General features: G+C 67.9%; 17 protein-coding genes. 12 read left to right on the top strand and 5 right to left on the bottom strand.

Annotated elements, in window-relative coordinates:
• Nucleotides 1-67: 67 nt before the first annotated feature.
• Both ABL312_RS07570 and ABL312_RS07565 read right to left on the bottom strand, forming a co-directional pair.
• Nucleotides 68-589: a CoA-binding protein gene (locus ABL312_RS07570; protein WP_349360777.1), complete on the bottom strand. Its 522-nt coding sequence runs from the start codon at nt 587-589 to the stop codon at nt 68-70.
• Between the two features lie 46 nt (nt 590-635).
• Complete coding sequence (locus ABL312_RS07565; protein WP_349360776.1) at nt 636-1,439, bottom strand: enoyl-CoA hydratase; 804 nt, start codon at nt 1,437-1,439, stop codon at nt 636-638.
• A gap of 188 nt (nt 1,440-1,627) precedes the next feature.
• Between ABL312_RS07565 and ABL312_RS07560 the strand changes: the two genes are divergently transcribed.
• The 4 genes from ABL312_RS07560 to ABL312_RS07545 all read left to right on the top strand — a co-directional run bounded on the left by ABL312_RS07560 (nt 1,628) and on the right by ABL312_RS07545 (nt 3,742).
• Nucleotides 1,628-2,041, top strand: coding sequence for a PaaI family thioesterase (locus ABL312_RS07560; RefSeq protein ID WP_349361363.1), 414 nt, complete (start codon nt 1,628-1,630; stop codon nt 2,039-2,041).
• 228 nt (nt 2,042-2,269) lie between these two features.
• Nucleotides 2,270-2,737, top strand: a complete 468-nt coding sequence (gene rplM / locus ABL312_RS07555) for a 50S ribosomal protein L13 (protein ID WP_349360775.1) — start codon at nt 2,270-2,272, stop codon at nt 2,735-2,737.
• Nucleotides 2,738-2,739: 2 nt separating this feature from the next.
• Nucleotides 2,740-3,216 carry a 30S ribosomal protein S9 gene (gene rpsI / locus ABL312_RS07550; RefSeq protein WP_349360774.1) on the top strand — a complete coding sequence of 159 codons (477 nt, stop codon included), beginning with the start codon at nt 2,740-2,742 and terminating at the stop codon, nt 3,214-3,216.
• A 70-nt stretch (nt 3,217-3,286) separates the two neighbouring features.
• Complete coding sequence (locus tag ABL312_RS07545; protein WP_349360773.1) at nt 3,287-3,742, top strand: GNAT family N-acetyltransferase; 456 nt, start codon at nt 3,287-3,289, stop codon at nt 3,740-3,742.
• Between the two features lie 19 nt (nt 3,743-3,761).
• Here ABL312_RS07545 and ABL312_RS07540 read toward each other — a convergent pair whose 3' ends face one another.
• Entirely contained in the window at nt 3,762-4,184 is a 423-nt protein-coding gene (locus tag ABL312_RS07540; RefSeq protein WP_349360772.1) for an Lrp/AsnC family transcriptional regulator, read from the bottom strand.
• Nucleotides 4,185-4,354: 170 nt separating this feature from the next.
• Between ABL312_RS07540 and rocF the strand changes: the two genes are divergently transcribed.
• Nucleotides 4,355-5,308 (top strand): arginase, encoded by a 954-nt coding sequence (rocF, locus tag ABL312_RS07535; RefSeq protein WP_349360771.1) that lies wholly within the window; start codon nt 4,355-4,357, stop codon nt 5,306-5,308.
• Between the two features lie 31 nt (nt 5,309-5,339).
• Entirely contained in the window at nt 5,340-6,551 is a 1,212-nt protein-coding gene (rocD, locus tag ABL312_RS07530) for an ornithine--oxo-acid transaminase (RefSeq protein ID WP_349360770.1), read from the top strand.
• Between the two features lie 30 nt (nt 6,552-6,581).
• On the opposite strand, the gene ABL312_RS07525 is transcribed toward rocD, so the two are convergent.
• On the bottom strand, nt 6,582-7,205 hold the full coding sequence (locus ABL312_RS07525) for a DUF6653 family protein (protein WP_349360769.1): 624 nt from the start codon (nt 7,203-7,205) through the stop codon (nt 6,582-6,584).
• A 315-nt stretch (nt 7,206-7,520) separates the two neighbouring features.
• Entirely contained in the window at nt 7,521-9,326 is a 1,806-nt protein-coding gene (locus ABL312_RS07520; protein ID WP_349360768.1) for a class I poly(R)-hydroxyalkanoic acid synthase, read from the bottom strand.
• 256 nt (nt 9,327-9,582) lie between these two features.
• On the opposite strand from ABL312_RS07520, the gene ABL312_RS07515 reads away from it, so the two are divergent.
• The 6 genes from ABL312_RS07515 to ABL312_RS07490 all read left to right on the top strand — a co-directional run bounded on the left by ABL312_RS07515 (nt 9,583) and on the right by ABL312_RS07490 (nt 16,228).
• Nucleotides 9,583-10,059: a hypothetical protein gene (locus ABL312_RS07515; RefSeq protein ID WP_349360767.1), complete on the top strand. Its 477-nt coding sequence runs from the start codon at nt 9,583-9,585 to the stop codon at nt 10,057-10,059.
• 210 nt (nt 10,060-10,269) lie between these two features.
• Entirely contained in the window at nt 10,270-11,493 is a 1,224-nt protein-coding gene (locus ABL312_RS07510; RefSeq protein ID WP_349360766.1) for an LL-diaminopimelate aminotransferase, read from the top strand.
• Between the two features lie 55 nt (nt 11,494-11,548).
• A complete protein-coding gene (locus ABL312_RS07505; protein WP_349360765.1) occupies nt 11,549-12,871 on the top strand; it encodes a homoserine dehydrogenase in 1,323 nt (440 codons plus the stop codon).
• Between the two features lie 42 nt (nt 12,872-12,913).
• The gene (gene glpX / locus ABL312_RS07500) at nt 12,914-13,909 is read left to right on the top strand and encodes a class II fructose-bisphosphatase (protein WP_349360764.1); all 996 of its coding nucleotides are present in this window, start codon (nt 12,914-12,916) and stop codon (nt 13,907-13,909) included.
• A gap of 172 nt (nt 13,910-14,081) precedes the next feature.
• Nucleotides 14,082-15,911, top strand: coding sequence for a single-stranded-DNA-specific exonuclease RecJ (recJ, locus tag ABL312_RS07495; RefSeq protein ID WP_349360763.1), 1,830 nt, complete (start codon nt 14,082-14,084; stop codon nt 15,909-15,911).
• A 113-nt stretch (nt 15,912-16,024) separates the two neighbouring features.
• Nucleotides 16,025-16,228 (top strand): hypothetical protein, encoded by a 204-nt coding sequence (locus tag ABL312_RS07490; RefSeq protein ID WP_349360762.1) that lies wholly within the window; start codon nt 16,025-16,027, stop codon nt 16,226-16,228.
• Nucleotides 16,229-16,320: the final 92 nt, after the last annotated feature.

Genomic DNA, 16,320 nt, shown 5'->3' with positions numbered 1-16,320 from the left:
GACCTTGCAAGGGTTTGGGGACCATCTGACGCCGGCGATTCTGTGATCCACTCCGGCGCCCCACGCGTCACTCCTTGCGCAACCCCCGGTGCTGGAAGCCGGCCTTAAGGGCGGGGCGCTTCGACGACAGGGTGCGCGAGTTCACGCCCGTCCAGCCGATCTCGCCCGACAGGCGTCCGTATTCGATCTTCGGGCAGCGGTTCATGATCACCCGCAGGCCCTTTTCCTCCGCGAGCTGCGCCGCCTCGTCGTTGCGCACGGTGAGCTGCATCCAGATCACCTTCGGCAGGGGGTCGAGGGTGAGCGCTTCACGGGTGACGGACAGCGCCGCCGCCGAGTTGCGGAAGATGTCCACCATGTCGATGGGCTCCGGCACCTCGTGCAGCGCGGCATGGACCCGCTGGCCGAGGATCTCCTTGCCCGCATGGCCCGGATTGATCGGAAACACGCGGTAGCCCTTCGCCAGCATGTATTTCAGCACGAGGTAGGACGGGCGCGCGGCGTTCGGGCTCGCGCCGACCATCGCGACGGTCTTCACCTCGTCGAGAATCGCGCGGATATGCGCATCGGAATAGCGGTCGTGGGTCACGCGGGGCTCTCTGCCAGGGAAACGTGGGAGCGGGGCAGGCGGGGGATCACTCCCCCGTCCATTCGGGCGCGCGCTTTTCCAGGAAGGCGCCGATGCCTTCCTCCGCGTCGCGGGCGAGCATGTTGTCGACCATCACCTGCGCGCAGTGGCGATAGGCGTCGGCCAGCGGCATCTCGACCTGCCGGTAGAAGGCTTCCTTGCCGGTCTTGAGCGTCAGTGGCGACTTGGAGGCGATGGTCTCGGCGTATTTCGCCGTGACCTGGGCGAGGTAGGCGCGCGGCACCACCCGGTTGACGAGGCCGAATTCGCGCGCGGTGCCGGCGTCGATCACCTCGCCGGTGAGCAGCATTTCCATCGCCTGCTTGCGCGAGACGTTGCGCGACAGCGCCACCATCGGCGTGGAACAGAAGAGCCCGATGTTGACGCCCGGCGTGCAGAAGCGGGCCTCGTCGGAAGCGATTGCCAGATCGCAGGAGGCGACGAGCTGAAGGCCCGCAGCGGTCGCCATGCCGTCGACCTCGGCGATCACCGGCTTGGGATGGGTGACGATGGTCTGCATGAGATGGGCGCAGGCGTCCATCACCTGTGTGTAATAGGCCCGCCCGCGGTCGTCATGCGCGCGGGCCGCCGTCATCTCCTTGAGGTCGTGCCCGGCGCAAAAGACGTTGCCGGTCGACTTCAGCACGATGACGCGGATGTCGCGGTCCTCGCGCGCCGCATCGAGCGCGGTCTGCAGCGCGGCCATCATCTCTTCCGACAGGGAGTTCTTTCGCTCCGGCCGGTTGAGCGTGAGCGTCAGCACGCCATCGGCGCGCGCGTCGTGAAGAGGCGGGGTTGCGGCGCTGTCCATGAGACCCTCCCGGTCGCGCGTGTCTGATCCTGCCCCAGATATAACGAACCCGAGGGCGCGCGACAAAGGCGAAGACAGCATGAGGGGCGACGCGCGGCCCTCTCCCTGCGGCATCTTGTGAAGCCGGCCCGATCCCGCTAACGACACATGCAAAGGAAAGACGGGGAGGAACCACCTTGCAGCCGATCATGACGATCCCGGAGCTTAACGCCTTCATCGACCGGGAGTTCCCGCAGGTCCATGCCGATGGGCGCATCTACCGGATCCTGGAGGTGTCGGAGGGAACCGCAGTCATGTCCGTGTCGCCGCAGGAGCGCCACCTGCGCCCGGGCGGCACGGTCTCCGGTCCGACCATGATGACGCTGGTGGATCTCGCCGCCTATGTTGTGATCCTCGCCCATATCGGCCCCGTGGCGCTCGCCGTGACCACCAATCTCAACATGAACTTTCTCAGAAAGCCCGCGCCCGGCGACCTGATCGCGACCTGCCGGCTGCTGAAGCTCGGCAAGCGGCTGGCGGTCGTCGACTGCGGGATCACCGGCCGCGACGGGGACGACCTCGTCGCCCATGCCACGGCGACCTATTCGATCCCGCCGCGCTGAGGGCGTGTTTTATGTGGTAAAATGATACCATTTTTCTAATGTATTGTAATTACTATAGTTTCACGCGGTGTCGTCACATCTTTCGAATTGACAAGGCCTGTGAAGGCGCCTAAACCCTGCATCGACGCGGGCGCACCCGGTTTCGGGGGTGCCTTGCATGGACTTCGGACCCTAGCGGGTTCGCACGAGGGGACCCGTCAGGGTCTGCACGAGAAACGGATCGCACCCATGAAGACCTACTCCGCCAAACCGGCCGAGGTCGAGAAGAAGTGGATCTTGATCGACGCCGAGGGTGTTGTGGTCGGCCGTCTGGCCGCCTTCATCGCCAACACGCTGCGCGGCAAGACCAAGTCGACCTTCACGCCGCACATCGACTGCGGTGACAATGTCATCGTCATCAATGCCGACAAGGCCGTGCTGACGGGCAAGAAGTACACCGACAAGACCTACTACTGGCACACCGGCTATCCCGGCGGCATCAAGGAGCGCAAGGCGCGCGCGATCTTCGAGGGCAAGTTCCCCGAGCGCGTGCTGGAGCAGGCCGTCAAGCGCATGATGCCGGGCGGTCCGCTCAGCCGTGCGCAGCTGAAGAACCTCCGGATCTACGCCGGGTCCAACCATCCGCATGAGGCCCAGTCGCCGGTTCCGGTCGACTTCAAGGCGATGAATGCGAAGAACGACGGGAAGAGGGCGTAATCATGGCTGAGCTTCAGTCCCTCGAAGAGCTGGGCGACGCCGTCGGCGCGGCCGAGACGCAGGCGCCGGTGCACGTGCAGAAGCTCGATGCGCAGGGCCGCGCCTATGCCACCGGCAAGCGCAAGGACGCCATCGCGCGCGTCTGGATCAAGCCGGGCACGGGCAAGATCACGATCAACAAGAAGGACTTCTCGGAGTACTTCGCGCGTCCGGTGCTGCAGATGATCCTGCGCCAGCCGATCGTCCTCACCGACCGCGACGGCCAGTATGACGTCGTCGCCACGGTGACCGGCGGCGGTCTGTCCGGTCAGGCGGGTGCGCTGCGTCACGGCATCTCCAAGGCGCTCACGCATTACGAGCCGGAGCTGCGCGGTGTGCTCAAGAAGGAAGGCTTCCTGACCCGCGACAGCCGCGTGGTGGAGCGCAAGAAGTACGGCCGCCGCAAGGCCCGCCGGAGCTTCCAGTTCTCCAAGCGCTGATCGCGCACCTCCGATTTTTGCAAGAAGGCGCTGCATGCTACCATGCAGCGCCTTTTTCGTTGGGGGAGCGATGCTCACGCACAGGCTGGCACGACCGGAGGACGCGGACGCGCTTTTGGCGATCGCGCGCGAGGCCTATGCCGGATACATCCCGGCCATCGGCCGCCGGCCCGCGCCGATGGATGCCGACTATGCCGCTCACATCCGCGACGACACGGTCTTCGTGCTGAGCGATGGCGCGGTCGGGGAACTCGCGGGCTTCGCGGTCGTGATCGACACGGGCGAGGGCTTCGTGCTCGACAATCTGGCGGTCGCCGGGGCCTGGCGCGGGCGGGGCTGCGGCGCGCGGCTCATCGCGCTGGTCGAGGCGTTCATCGCGGCCCGCGCGGATCGCTACACGCTCTACACCAATGCGGTCATGACCCGGAACGCCGCCTGGTACCGCCGTCTCGGTTTCCGCGAGACGGGGCGCGCGACGGTGGACGGCTTCGACCGGATCTTCTTCGAAAAGACGCTTTCGCGCTGAGTGGCCCGCCGACCAATGTTTAGCCCTTGCGGGCGGCGAGCAGGATGCTGGTTTCGGACCCCGCGATGCCGTCGAGACGCCGGATCTCCGACAGGAGCCGGTCGAAGGCCTCCAGCGTGTCGGTCTCCAGCTCCGCGACGATGTCCCAGCGCCCGTTGGTGGTGTGCAGCCGTCGGACCTGCGGAAAGCCGTAGAGCCGGCGCAGTACGGTCTCGCTGCGGTGGCCCTCCACTTCGATCATCATGATGGCCCGGACCCGGCCGCCGTCCTCGGCCTTGCGCAGATTGATCGTGAAGCCCTGGATGACGCCGCTGTCCACGAGCCGGTCGAGCCGTGCCTTGGCGGTCGCGCGCGACACGCCGAGGTCGGCGGCCAGCGTCGCGACAGGCGCGCGCGCGTCGTGGCGCAGAAGCGCGATGAGGCGGCGGTCGAGATCGTCCATGGGCATTTTGCTCAGTATCGCTTCTCAGATCGTCAAATGTAGCTTGCAAAACGCCATAATTCCAGCTTTTCGCCAACTTTCTCCCGACGCATCCTGACGCGTGTCGGGCCTGGCGCGCTTTGCGCGCGGGCTCGGGAAACGGACACCGCCACGGCATTGGAGGCATCGGCATGCGCGCAAGTCGCGACCAGGAGATCGCCCTGTTGGGCGTGCCCATCGAGGCCGGAACCGGGCGCCGGGGGGCGGCCATGGGGCCGGCGGCGCTCAGGATCGCCGATCTGGAAGGCCGGCTTTCCGCGCTCGGCTGGTCCGTGCGCGATCTCGGTGATCTTGCGCCGCTCGCCCCCGCTGCCGTCGCCCCCTTGACCCTTCGCGGGACCGCGCGGGAGGCCGAGGCCGTCGCCGGCTGGATCCGCCCGCTTGCGGCGCGCGCCTATGAGCTGTCGCGCAGCGGGTGCCTGCCGGTGTTCCTCGGCGGCGACCATGCGCTGTCGATGGGCTCCGTTGCCGGCGTTGCGCGCCACTGGCAGGAGCAGGGCCGTCCGCTCTTCGTGCTGTGGCTCGATGCTCACGCCGATTTCAACACGCCGGACACCTCGCCCTCGGGAAATCTGCACGGCATGGCGCTGGCGAGCCTCGCCGGCGAAGCCGAGCTGGCACCCCTGATGGGCGATCAACCGGCCGAAACGGTCGCGCCCGGGCGCATGTGCGTTTTCGGCGCGCGCTCCATCGACCCGGGCGAGCGCGCCCTGCTGCGCGCGCGCGGCGTCCAGGTCTGCGACATGCGGCGCATCGACGAGGAAGGTGTGTCGCTCCTGATGAAGCAGTTTCTCAAGCAGGTCAGAGAGGAAGGCGGCGTTCTTCATGTGTCGCTCGATGTCGACTTCCTCGATCCGGACCTCGCGCCCGGCGTCGGCACGACGGTGCCCGGCGGGGCGACCTATCGCGAGGCGCATCTGGTCATGGAGCTTCTGGAGGATGCGGGGCTGACCGTGTCGCTCGATGTCGTCGAACTCAACCCCTTCCTCGACGTGCGCGGTCAAAGCGCGCTCGTTCTGGCGGAACTGGTCGCAAGCCTGTTCGGTCAGGACGTGATGGACCGCCCGACGCAGGCCTTTGCCTGACCGAGACAAGACAGCAGACGGGAGACCGCCGATGAGCCGCTTGCCGCAAGACTATATCGCCGCCGAACACCGGCTCGGGGCCCATAACTACAAGCCGATCGACGTGGTCCTGACGCGCGGCGAGGGGATCTGGGTGTGGGATGTCGACGGGCGCCGCTACATGGATTGCCTCGCCGCCTATTCGGCCGTCAATCAGGGCCACTGCCACCCGAGAATACGAGAGGCAATGGTCGAGCAGTCGGCGAAGCTGACGCTGACCTCGCGCGCCTTTCGCAACGACCAGCTCGCGCTGCTCTACGAGGATCTCGCAAGGCTCACCGGCGCGCACAAGATCCTGCCGATGAACTCCGGCGCCGAGGCGGTCGAAAGCGCCGTCAAGGCGGTGCGCAAATGGGGCTATGAGGTGAAGGGCGTGCCGGACGGCGAAGCCGAGATCATCGTCTGCGACAACAATTTTCACGGCCGCACCCTCGGCATCGTCGGCTTCTCGACCGATCCGGTGGCACGCAGTGGCTTCGGCCCCTTCGCGCCCGGCTTCAAGGTGGTGCCCTTCGGCGATTTCGAGGCCTTCGCGGCGGCCGTCACGGACAATACGGTCGCCTTTCTGGTCGAGCCGATCCAGGGCGAGGCCGGCATCCTGCTGCCGCCCGAGGGCTACTTTCGCAAGGTGCGCGAACTCTGCAGCGCCCGCGACGTGACGCTGATCCTGGACGAGATCCAGACCGGGTTGGGGCGCACCGGCAGGTTTCTCGCGGAGGAGCACGAGGGCATCGAGGCCGATGTGACGCTGGTCGGCAAGGCGCTGTCGGGCGGCTTCTATCCGGTCTCCGCCGTGCTCTCCAACTCGGAAGTCCTGGGCGTGCTGCAGCAGGGCGAACACGGTTCGACCTTCGGCGGCAATCCGCTCGCCTGCGCGGTCGCCCGCGCCGCGCTCGCGGTCCTCGTCGAGGAAGGCATGATCGAGAACGCGGACGAGCAGGGCGCACGCTTCAAGGCGGGGCTTGCCGCCATCCGCTCCAACGCCGTGCGCGAGGTGCGCGGGCGCGGGCTGATGCTCGCCGTCGAACTGCATCCGGAGGCCGGCGGCGCGCGCGCCTATTGCGAGGCGCTGCGCGAGGAGGGAATTCTCGCCAAGGACACGCACGACCACACGATCCGCATCGCCCCGCCGCTGGTGCTGGGCGCGGAGGACGTCGACTGGGCGGTGGAGCGTTTCGACAGGGTGCTCACGCGCACGGGCTGAGCGGAGAGGCCGGCGTCGCGCGGGTGCGCCTCACGAGCCCGTGCGGCCGTGGGCGCGGGCGTCGGCGGTGTTGTCGTTGACCGGCACGATGGTCCAGGAGCGGTAGACGGGATGCGCGTCGCGCATCTTGTCGTAGAGGCGGACCATGCCCTGCAGGAAGGCGATCTTGCCGGCATAGGTCAGCAGCGTGCCGAGGATCACGGCCGCGACGCCGGTCGTCACCGCGCCCCACAGGCCGAGCACGAAGCCGAAGCTCGTCACCAGCGACAGCGCCACGGCGCGGCGATTGTCGGCGGCGGGGATCGGGACGCGGGCGCGGTTGAGCCAGACGCGCTCGCCGAAGGTCGCCCGCGCGCGCCAGGTGTCGAAGGTGCGCGGGGCGGGAAAGATCCGGGGATTGAGCCACAGCCAGATGCACACCACGGCGACGGCCAGACCCGCCAGCGGCCAGCCGATCCAGACGTGCGACCAGATCGCGAGAAACAAGAGCGGCAGCGTGGCAAAGCGGGTCCACACGCTCCAGCCGCTCGCGTGGCGCTGCCACACGTCCGCATCCATGCCCAGCATGGGCATCCGCCCGGCGTTCATCGGCCGATAGGCCGCGTAGGCGCTGCGCGGCGGTTTGGAAACCGGGGCTGGTTGGGTCTGTCGCATGGCACTCCGGCGGTCGTGGACGCGGCTCGGGATCCGGTTCGTCCGGGCTTCGGGCACGTCGCGGACCGGACAATGTGAGCCGCGCGGACGCTCCGCGCGGCACGGCAGAGCGCGTGCGCCAAGGTGGAGTCCAAGTTTACCCGAAGGCGCGACCCGATGCCATGGTTCACGGCGTGAACCGGCGTGATTTTCAACGCAGGATCGGACCCGGCGAGGGGCGCGACGAGCGCCAAGCCCGGCGCGGCCGGCGCCGCGAGGCCTCGGATATCGGGAAAACCGGCAAGCTCGCTTTGCGAAAGGTCAGCGTCGCGCCCGTCAGGAACTCGCCTTGACGTAGCTGCCCGGCGCGTCCTCGATGATCTTCATCCGGTAGGCGCCGGGCTTGCGGGCCTTGGCGGTGGTTGCGTCGTGACCGCGGATCCAGGCGTCCCAATGCGGCCACCACGATCCGGGATGCTCCTCGGCCGTGGCGAGCCAGTCCTTCAGTTCGCCGGCCGGCGGGCCGTTCGTCCAGAACTGGTACTTGTTGCGCGACGGCGGATTGACCACGCCGGCGATGTGACCCGAGCCGGACAGCACGTAGTCGACCGGCCCGCCGAAGAACTGCGATCCGAGGAACACCGATTCCGGCGGGGCGATGTGATCCTCGCGCGTCGCCAGATTGTAGATCGGGATGGTGACCTTGCCGAGATCGAGCCGCTCGCCGGCGATCTCCATCGTGCCCTGCGACAGCCGGTTCTCCAGATAGCAGTTGCGCAGGTAGAAGGAGTGGTTTGCCGCCGGCATGCGGGTGGAATCGGAGTTCCAGTAGAGCAGGTCGAAGGGGAAGGGCTCGCGGCCCTTGAGGTAATTGTTGACCACATAGGGCCAGATCAGGTCGTTCGAGCGCAGCAGGTTGAAGGCCGAGGCCATCTTTGAGCCGTCGAGATAGCCCTTTTCCTTCATGCGCTTCTCGACGAGTTCGATCTGCTCCTCGTCGACGAAGACCTTGAGATCGCCGGCATGGGTGAAGTCCACCTGGGTGGTGAAGAAGGTCGCGGTCTTGATCCGCTCGTCGCCGACGGCGGCCATATAGGCCAGCGTCACGCCGAGCAGCGTGCCGCCCACGCAATAGCCGACGGCATTGACCTCCTCCTGGCGGGTGGCCCGCTTGATGACGTCGAGCGTCTCCAGAACGCCCTCGCGCATGTAGTGCTCGAAGCCCTTCTGCGCCTGCCGCTCGTTGGGATTGACCCAGGAGATCACGAAGACCGTGTGGCCCTGCTCCACCGCCCACTTGATGTAGGATTTCTCCGGGTTGAGATCGAGAATGTAGAACTTGTTGATCCACGGCGGCACGATCATCAGCGGCCGCTTGAGCACCGTCTCGGTCGTCGGCGTGTACTGGATCACCTGACAGACGTCGTTCTGCGCCACCACCTTGCCCGGCGTCGTGGCCAGGTTCTCGCCGACCTTGAACTTGGTCGGGTCGGACTGGCGGATCTTCAGGTCGCCCTTGCCGGCCTTGATGTCCTCGGCCAGCAACTGCATGCCGCGCACCAGGTTCTCGCCGTCGGATTCCAGCGTCTCGCGCAGGAGCTCCGGGTTGGTCAGGATGAAGTTCGACGGCGACAGCGCATTGGCGATCTGCTTGACGTAGAAATCCGCCTTGTGGCGGGTGTGATCGTCGAGATCGGCCGCCTCGCTCACGAGCTGTTCGGCCCATTGCGAGGTGATCAGATAGATCTGCTTCACGAAGTCGAAGAACTGGTTCTCGTTCCACTCCGGATCGCCGAAGCGCCGGTCGCCGGGCTGGGGGGCCGCGGCGGGGGCCGCCGTCTCGCCCATCATGCGCTTGAGCGAGGCGTTCCACAGATCGATGTATTTCGTCATCAGCCGGCCCTGGGCCTCGATCGCGCGCTGCGGGTCGGACATCCAGTATTCGCCGACCTGGCTCAGGGTCTTGAAGATCGACGACAGCTCGTCGGCCAGTTCGGGCCTGATCTGGCCGGTTTCGCGCGGCTCGACATAGGCGGCCATCGCCTTGCCTGCATTTTCCACAATACGGGCCAGATTGTGTGCAAACGCTTCAGGATTCTTGACGATATACTGGAGAAGGGGATTAGGGGTCTCGTCCGTCATCCTGAATGGATCCTCCGTCTGCTTCAAAAGTGTATCTTAACCGATGTGAGCGCCCGACGTCAGGGACACTTGCGCCGCCGGGCCCATGAAATACACGGATTCCGACCGTCGGCCGGTCGGTTGCCGGCATAATACCGTTGTGTGACGCGCACCTGACAAGTTGGACAAAGCGCTTACAATGTCGTACGTCCCGCGCCGGTTACAAGACGGGCGGGGGACGGCTAGCGAAGAAGGGCCTGACGTGTCGCGATTTGGAATGATCCGGCGAAGCGCGCTCGCAATCGGCGCCGCCGTTCTGCTGGCCGGATGTGCCTACACGCCGGCCGGCACGCTGGTCGACGCGCTCGAGCCGAGCCAGACCTCGGCCCGCAACGTGACGCCGGCCGTGCCCGTTTCCGACACCGCTTCGGGGATCGCCGTCGGCGCCGACGCCTATGCCGATGGCGCCCGATCGCGCGCCGCGCAAGGGGTCGTCGCTTCGTCTCCCGGAACGGCCGGCCAAACCGGTGGCGCCACGGCCCCGGCCGCCGACCCGGCGATCGACGCGCTCGCGCCGTCCACCGGGCTCATGTCGCTCGAACAGGCCGCGCAAGCCAAGGCACGGCTGCGGGATCTGGCGCGGGAGCGCGACGGTCTCCGGCCCACGCGCCCCGCGACCTCCTTCGACCAGCTTCGGGCGCTCGGCGCGGACCATGGCGCGCGCGCGATCCGCGACATCGAGAGCGCAGACTGAACGAGACGCGCTGCAGCGGCGCAATTTGGCGGTGCGCGCGTCGGCGCGGACTGCTATGACGGCGGCGACCGGCATGTGCCGGCGACATCGGCGGCCGGCCGGATTGCGGCACGGGCCCCGGAACGACAAGAACCACCGGCCGGTTTCGGACAGGACCTTTTCGCGCGGCACCGCCGCCCCGAGTTCCGGCATGCGGGCAAGGATCGAGCCATGGAAGAATTCTATCAAACGCGGCGTCTGCCGCCTTATGTGTTTGAACAGGTCAACCGGCTCAAGGCGAAGGCGCGTGCGAACGGCGCGGACATCATCGATCTGGGGATGGGCAACCCGGATCTGCCGACCCCGCAGCACATCGTCGACAAACTGACCGAGACGGTTCAAAACCCCAAGACGCACCGCTATTCGGCCTCCAAGGGCATTCCCGGCCTGCGCCGGGCGCAGGCGGCCTATTACGCCCGCCGCTTCGGGGTGAAGCTCGATCCCGAGACGCAGGTGGTCGCAACCCTCGGCTCGAAGGAGGGCTTCGCCAATATGGCGCAGGCGATTTCCGCGCCGGGCGATGTGGTGCTCGTCCCCAATCCGAGCTACCCGATCCACGCCTTCGGCTTTCTGATGGCCGGCGCGGTGCTGCGCGCCATTCCCTCCGAGCCGGGACCGGAGGTGTTTCACGCGCTGGAGCGCGCGCTCGTGCACTCGGTGCCCAAGCCGATCGCCATGATCCTGTGCTACCCGGCCAATCCGACGGCCTCGGTCGCCGATCTCGACTTCTACAGAGAGGTCGTGGCCTTCGCGAAGAAGCACGACATCTTCGTGCTGTCGGATCTGGCCTATTCGGAAATCTACTTCGGCGACACGCCGCCGCCCTCGATCCTTCAGGTGGAGGGCGCCATCGATGTGGCGGTCGAATTCACCTCGCTGTCCAAGACCTATTCCATGCCGGGCTGGCGCATGGGGTTCGCGGTCGGCAACGAGCGGCTGATTTCCGCGCTGGCGCGGGTCAAGAGCTACCTCGACTACGGTGCCTTCACGCCGATCCAGGTGGCGGCGACGGCGGCGCTCAACGGTCCCGACGACTGCATCGCCGAGGCCCGCGCCGTCTACAGGCGCCGCCGCGACACGCTGGTGGAAGCCTTCGGCCGCGCCGGATGGGAAGTGCCGTCGCCCGAGGCCAGCATGTTCGCCTGGGCGCCGATTCCGGAGAAGTTCCGCCATCTGGGCTCCGTCGAATTCGCCAAGCTGCTGATCGAGCATGCCGAGGTCGCCGTGGCGCCGGGCCTCGGCTTCGGCGAGTACGGCGACGGCCATGTGCGCATCGCGCTGGTGGAAAACGAGCAGCGCATTCGCCAGGCGGCGCGGGGCTTGCGCCGCTTCCTTGAAACGGCGGACAAAACGTTGCACAACGTCATCCCCATCGACGCCTCGGGCCGGAGCTAGGGTCTCACCCCCTGCACATCTCCCGGTCGGGCCTCACGAACGGATTGCGGTTTTCATGACGAAGGACTTGCGCGTCGGCGTTGCCGGCCTCGGCACGGTCGGCGCGTCGCTTGTGCGGCTGATCGAACGTAAATCGAATGCACTGACGGCACGCTGCGGCAGGCCCGTTCGGGTCAGCGCGGTCTCGGCGCGCGATCGCACGCGCGATCGCGGCGTCGATCTCTCCGGCATGGCCTGGTTCGACGACCCGGTGGCGCTCGCCACCTCCGCGGATGTCGACGTCTACGTGGAACTGATCGGCGGCGAGGACGGCCCGGCGGAAGCGAGCGTGCGCGCCGCGCTTGCGGCCGGCAAGCCGGTGGTGACGGCGAACAAGGCGCTGCTCGCCCGCCATGGCGTGGAGCTTGCGGCCCTGGCCGAGGCGAACGGCACCGCGCTGTTCTACGAGGCGGCGGTGGCCGGCGGCATCCCGGTCATCAAGACGATGCGCGAGGCGTTGGCCGGCAACGAGATTTCCCGCGTCTACGGCATCCTCAACGGCACCTGCAATTACATCCTGACGCGGATGGAGCAGGAGGGACTCGATTTCTCCGACTGTCTCGCCGACGCCCAGCGGCTGGGATACGCGGAGGCCGATCCCACCTTCGACATCGAGGGCTTCGACACCGCGCACAAGCTCGCCATCCTGACGTCGCTCGCCTTCGGGTCGCGCATCGACAGCGAGGCGATCTATTGCGAGGGCATTTCCTCGATCACACAGGCCGACATCGAGGCGGCCGGCGAACTCGGCTACCGCATCAAGCTGCTCGGCGTCGCGCAGCGCACCGACAGCGGCATCGAACAGCGCGTGCATCCGACCATGGTGCCCAAGACCTCGGCCATCGCGCGCATCGACGGCGTGCTGAACGCGGTCGCCATCGACGGCGACGCGGTCGGCGAGGTTGTGCTGGTGGGCCCCGGCGCGGGCGGCGACGCGACCGCCTCGGCCGTGCTCGGCGACATCGCCGACGTGGCGCGCGGGCACGCAATTCCCACGCTCGGCATGCCGGCCGACACGCTCGCCCCCTACGAGGCGGCGCGCATGCGGCGGCACGAGGGGGGCTATTACATCCGCCTGTCCGTCTACGACCGCTCCGGCGCCTTCGCCGAAATCGCGCGGATCATGGCGGACGAGGACATTTCGCTGGAATCCATCGTTCAGCGGGACCGGTCTCGTGCGGGCGACCTGAGCGAGCCGCACAGCGATGCGCCGCAGCCGGTCATCCTGACGACCTATGAAACGACGGAAGCGGCGGTCAAGCGGGCGCTGGCCACCATCATGGCGCGCAATGTGGTCGCCGGCGATCCGCAGATGATTCGCATCGAAAAACTCCGCTGACACTCACAATCCCTGTTCGTGACACGTATCCGAGGAAAGCCCATGTCCACCCCCGAAACCGTCGCCGGCGACGCTCTCGACCGCATCCTGACCCTTGAACTGGCCCGCGTGACGGAACGCGCGGCCGTGGCGGCGGCGCGCTTGCGGGGACGCGGCGACGAAAAGGCGGCGGACCAGGCCGCGGTGGACGCCATGCGGCGTGAGCTCAACCGGCTGCCCATCGACGGCACGGTTGTGATCGGCGAGGGCGAGCGCGACGAGGCGCCGATGCTCTACATCGGCGAGCGGGTCGGTACCGAGCAGGGCCCGGCGGTCGACATCGCGCTCGATCCGCTGGAAGGCACCACCATCTGCGCCAAGAACCTGCCGAATTCGCTGGCGGTGATCGCGCTGGCGCCCAAGGGCGGACTGCTGAACGCCCCCGACAGCTACATGGAAAAGATCGCCATCGGCCCGGGCTACCCGGCCGGCCTCGTCGATCTCGACGCATCGCCCTCGGAAAACGTGACGGCACTCGCCAAGGCCAAGGGCGTGCCGGTGTCGGAGATCACCGCCTGCGTGCTCGACCGGCCGCGCCACGCCAAGATCATCGAGGACCTGCGTTCGGCCGGCGTGTCGATCCGCCTGATCGGCGACGGCGACGTTGCCGGCGTGATCCACACCACCGATCCGGACGAGACGGGCATCGACATCTACATGGGCATCGGCGGCGCGCCGGAAGGCGTGCTTGCGGCCGCCGCCCTGCGCTGCATCGGCGGCCAGATGCAGGGGCGGCTGGTGATCACCCGCGACGAGCAGGTCGAGCGTGCGCACCGCATGGGCATCACCGACATCAAGCGCAAGTACACAATGGAAGAGATGGCGACCGGCGACGTGCTGTTCGCCGCCACCGGCGTCACCGACGGCAATTTCCTGCAGGGCGTGCGGTTCGGCCGCGCCGACATCACCACCCACACGGTGGTGATGCGCTCCACGACCGGCACCGTGCGCTACATCAAGGCGCGCCACACGCAGCTGGACAAGTTCCACCTGGATTGACCGGCCGGCGCAGGTCCGGCCGTGGGGATTGACCGGCCGGGCAGGCCCGGCCGTTGAGCCGATTGGCCGGGCAGGCCCGGCCATTGGGGCGTGAGATTGGCCGGGCCAGGCCCGGCCGGGGGGGACTGACCGGCCGGGTCACGCCCGGCTCCCGTGGCGGAAGGCATAGCCCATGATCGCAACGCCCCTGACGCCCGCGGCCTCCGAGACGGGGCGCTGCGTGCTGGGCGTCACCCGCTCCGTATCCGGGCGCACCTGGCGCGAACGCCTCACGGCCACCGAGACGCCGACCGCGCTTGCCATCGCGCAGCGCCTCGGCGTGCCGGAAGTGGTGGCGCGCGTGCTCGCCGGGCGCGGCGTTTCGCTGGAGGCGGCCGGCGCCTTTCTCGATCCCACGGTCAAGGACCTGATGCCGGATCCCAGCGCGCTTCAGGCTCTCGATGCCGGCGTGGCGCGGGTGGCCGATGCGGTTCAGGCGGGGCACAGGATCGCGATCTTCGGCGATTACGACGTCGACGGGGCGACGTCCTCGGCGCTGCTCAGCCGCTATCTCTCCGCGCTCGGCACGCCCAACCGCATCCATATTCCCGACCGCATCGTGGAGGGCTACGGTCCGAACGGACCCGCGATCCGCATGCTGCGCGACGACGGCGCGGAGTTGCTCGTCTGCGTCGATTGCGGCAGCACCTCCTTCGAGGCCTTCGAGGAGGCGCGCGGCGTCGATCTCGACGTGGTGGTGCTCGACCACCACCAGGTCGGCGAGGAGCTTCCTCCGACGGTCGCGCTGGTCAACCCGAACCGTCAGGACGATCTGTCCGGGCTCGGCCATCTGGCCGCCGTCGGCGTGACCTTCGTCTTCGTCGTCGGGCTGAACCGGGAATTGCGGCGACGCGGGATGTTCGCCGGGCGGAGCGAGCCCGATCTTCTGGCGCTGCTCGATCTCGTGGCCGTCGGTACGGTCTGCGACGTGGTGCCGCTTGCCGGGCTCAACCGGGCCTTCGTGCGCAAGGGGCTGCTGGCGCTGCACCGGCGCGCCAACCCAGGGCTCGCCGCGCTGTCGGATGTGGCGCGCGTGCATGGACCGCCGACGCCCTATCATCTCGGCTTCCTGATCGGCCCGCGCATCAACGCCGGCGGACGCATCGGCGACGCCGCTCTGGGTGCCCGGCTGCTCACAACCGGCGATATGGACGAGGCGCGCGGGATCGCCGAGACGCTGGAGCGCCTCAACGGCGAGCGTCAGGCCATCGAGGCGGCGATGCTGGAAGAGGGCGAGGCGCAGGCCATGGTCGCGCTGGACGCGTCCGACCCGGCGGTGCTCTTCGCCGGCGCGGACGGCTGGCATCCCGGCGTCGTCGGGCTGGTTGCCTCGCGGCTCAAGGAGCGCCACCGCCGGCCGGCGTTCGCGGTTGCCTTCGACGCGGACGGCAAGGGCATCGCCTCGGGCCGCTCGATCCCCGGCGTCGATCTGGGCGCGGCCGTGCGCAAGGCGGTGGGCGAGGGGATCCTGGAAAAGGGCGGCGGGCACGCGATGGCCGCCGGCCTGACCGTGCGCCGCGACCGGCTCGACGACCTCACGGCGTTTCTCGATGCCGAACTGGGCGAGGCGGTCGCGGCGGCACGCTCGGAGCATGTGCTCAAGGTCGACGGCGCGCTGACGGCGAGCGCGGCACAGGTTGCCCTCTATCACGACCTCGAACGCGCCGGCCCCTTCGGCGCGGGCCATGCGGAGCCCGTCTTCGCCTTTCCCAGCCACCGGATCTCCTTCGCCGACGTGGTGGGCAAGGGGCACGTGCGGGCCACCCTGGCCGACGGCGGCGGGGGCAGTCTCAAGGCCATCGCCTTCAAGGCCGCCGACACTGCGCTCGGGCAGATGCTGCTGTCGCATCGCGGCGAGCGGCTGCATCTTGCAGGCGCGCTGTCGCTCGACACCTGGCAGGGTCGCGAACAGGTGCAGGTGCGCCTGCTGGATGCCGCCGATCCGCGCACGACGCGTCCCTGACCGGACCGGCGAAGCGAAAACGGGCGGGCAGCGGCAAAAACTGCCGCCCATTAACCAAGCCGAAACGCCGTTTGCCTAGCCTGTCTTCGGATGGTGATTTTGGGGAGACGATCATGACGCCTCGTGCGCAGTTGCGCCGGCTCATGTCCGATGTCGACATGGCGGCCGACAATGCCGACCGCGCGCTGCAGCGCCTCAAGCGCACGGGCGTCGTGGCCGTTCCGGACAATGACGACCGCGCGGGCACACAGGTGCGCGCCGGCCTCGTGCTCGCCAGCCTCGCGATGGCGGCCAAGCTCTTCGCGATCAACGACTGACGCGGCGCGCGTTCATACGTTTTCCACAAAGAGTTCAGCGTGAGTCGGTGTCTGCTGCAAGGGGCGGCGCCGTGTCGTCTTGCGCTCACGCG

Source organism: Stappia sp. (assembly GCF_040110915.1).
Taxonomy (GTDB): domain Bacteria; phylum Pseudomonadota; class Alphaproteobacteria; order Rhizobiales; family Stappiaceae; genus Stappia.
Note: the sequence above shows the minus strand (reverse complement) of the source record. Positions and strands in the feature narration are given on the sequence as shown.

Coding starts and splice junctions, on each gene's coding strand:
- ABL312_RS07540 (WP_349360772.1), bottom strand. CDS start 4,184: ATGGACGATCTCGACCGCCGCCTCATCGCGCTTCTGCGCCACGACGCG.
- rocD (WP_349360770.1), top strand. CDS start 5,340: ATGAGCCGCTTGCCGCAAGACTATATCGCCGCCGAACACCGGCTCGGG.
- ABL312_RS07515 (WP_349360767.1), top strand. CDS start 9,583: ATGATCCGGCGAAGCGCGCTCGCAATCGGCGCCGCCGTTCTGCTGGCC.
- ABL312_RS07510 (WP_349360766.1), top strand. CDS start 10,270: ATGGAAGAATTCTATCAAACGCGGCGTCTGCCGCCTTATGTGTTTGAA.
- ABL312_RS07490 (WP_349360762.1), top strand. CDS start 16,025: ATGACGCCTCGTGCGCAGTTGCGCCGGCTCATGTCCGATGTCGACATG.
- rplM (WP_349360775.1), top strand. CDS start 2,270: ATGAAGACCTACTCCGCCAAACCGGCCGAGGTCGAGAAGAAGTGGATC.
- recJ (WP_349360763.1), top strand. CDS start 14,082: ATGATCGCAACGCCCCTGACGCCCGCGGCCTCCGAGACGGGGCGCTGC.
- ABL312_RS07520 (WP_349360768.1), bottom strand. CDS start 9,326: ATGACGGACGAGACCCCTAATCCCCTTCTCCAGTATATCGTCAAGAAT.
- rocF (WP_349360771.1), top strand. CDS start 4,355: ATGCGCGCAAGTCGCGACCAGGAGATCGCCCTGTTGGGCGTGCCCATC.
- ABL312_RS07505 (WP_349360765.1), top strand. CDS start 11,549: ATGACGAAGGACTTGCGCGTCGGCGTTGCCGGCCTCGGCACGGTCGGC.
- ABL312_RS07545 (WP_349360773.1), top strand. CDS start 3,287: ATGCTCACGCACAGGCTGGCACGACCGGAGGACGCGGACGCGCTTTTG.
- ABL312_RS07565 (WP_349360776.1), bottom strand. CDS start 1,439: ATGGACAGCGCCGCAACCCCGCCTCTTCACGACGCGCGCGCCGATGGC.
- ABL312_RS07525 (WP_349360769.1), bottom strand. CDS start 7,205: ATGCGACAGACCCAACCAGCCCCGGTTTCCAAACCGCCGCGCAGCGCC.
- glpX (WP_349360764.1), top strand. CDS start 12,914: ATGTCCACCCCCGAAACCGTCGCCGGCGACGCTCTCGACCGCATCCTG.
- rpsI (WP_349360774.1), top strand. CDS start 2,740: ATGGCTGAGCTTCAGTCCCTCGAAGAGCTGGGCGACGCCGTCGGCGCG.
- ABL312_RS07560 (WP_349361363.1), top strand. CDS start 1,628: ATGACGATCCCGGAGCTTAACGCCTTCATCGACCGGGAGTTCCCGCAG.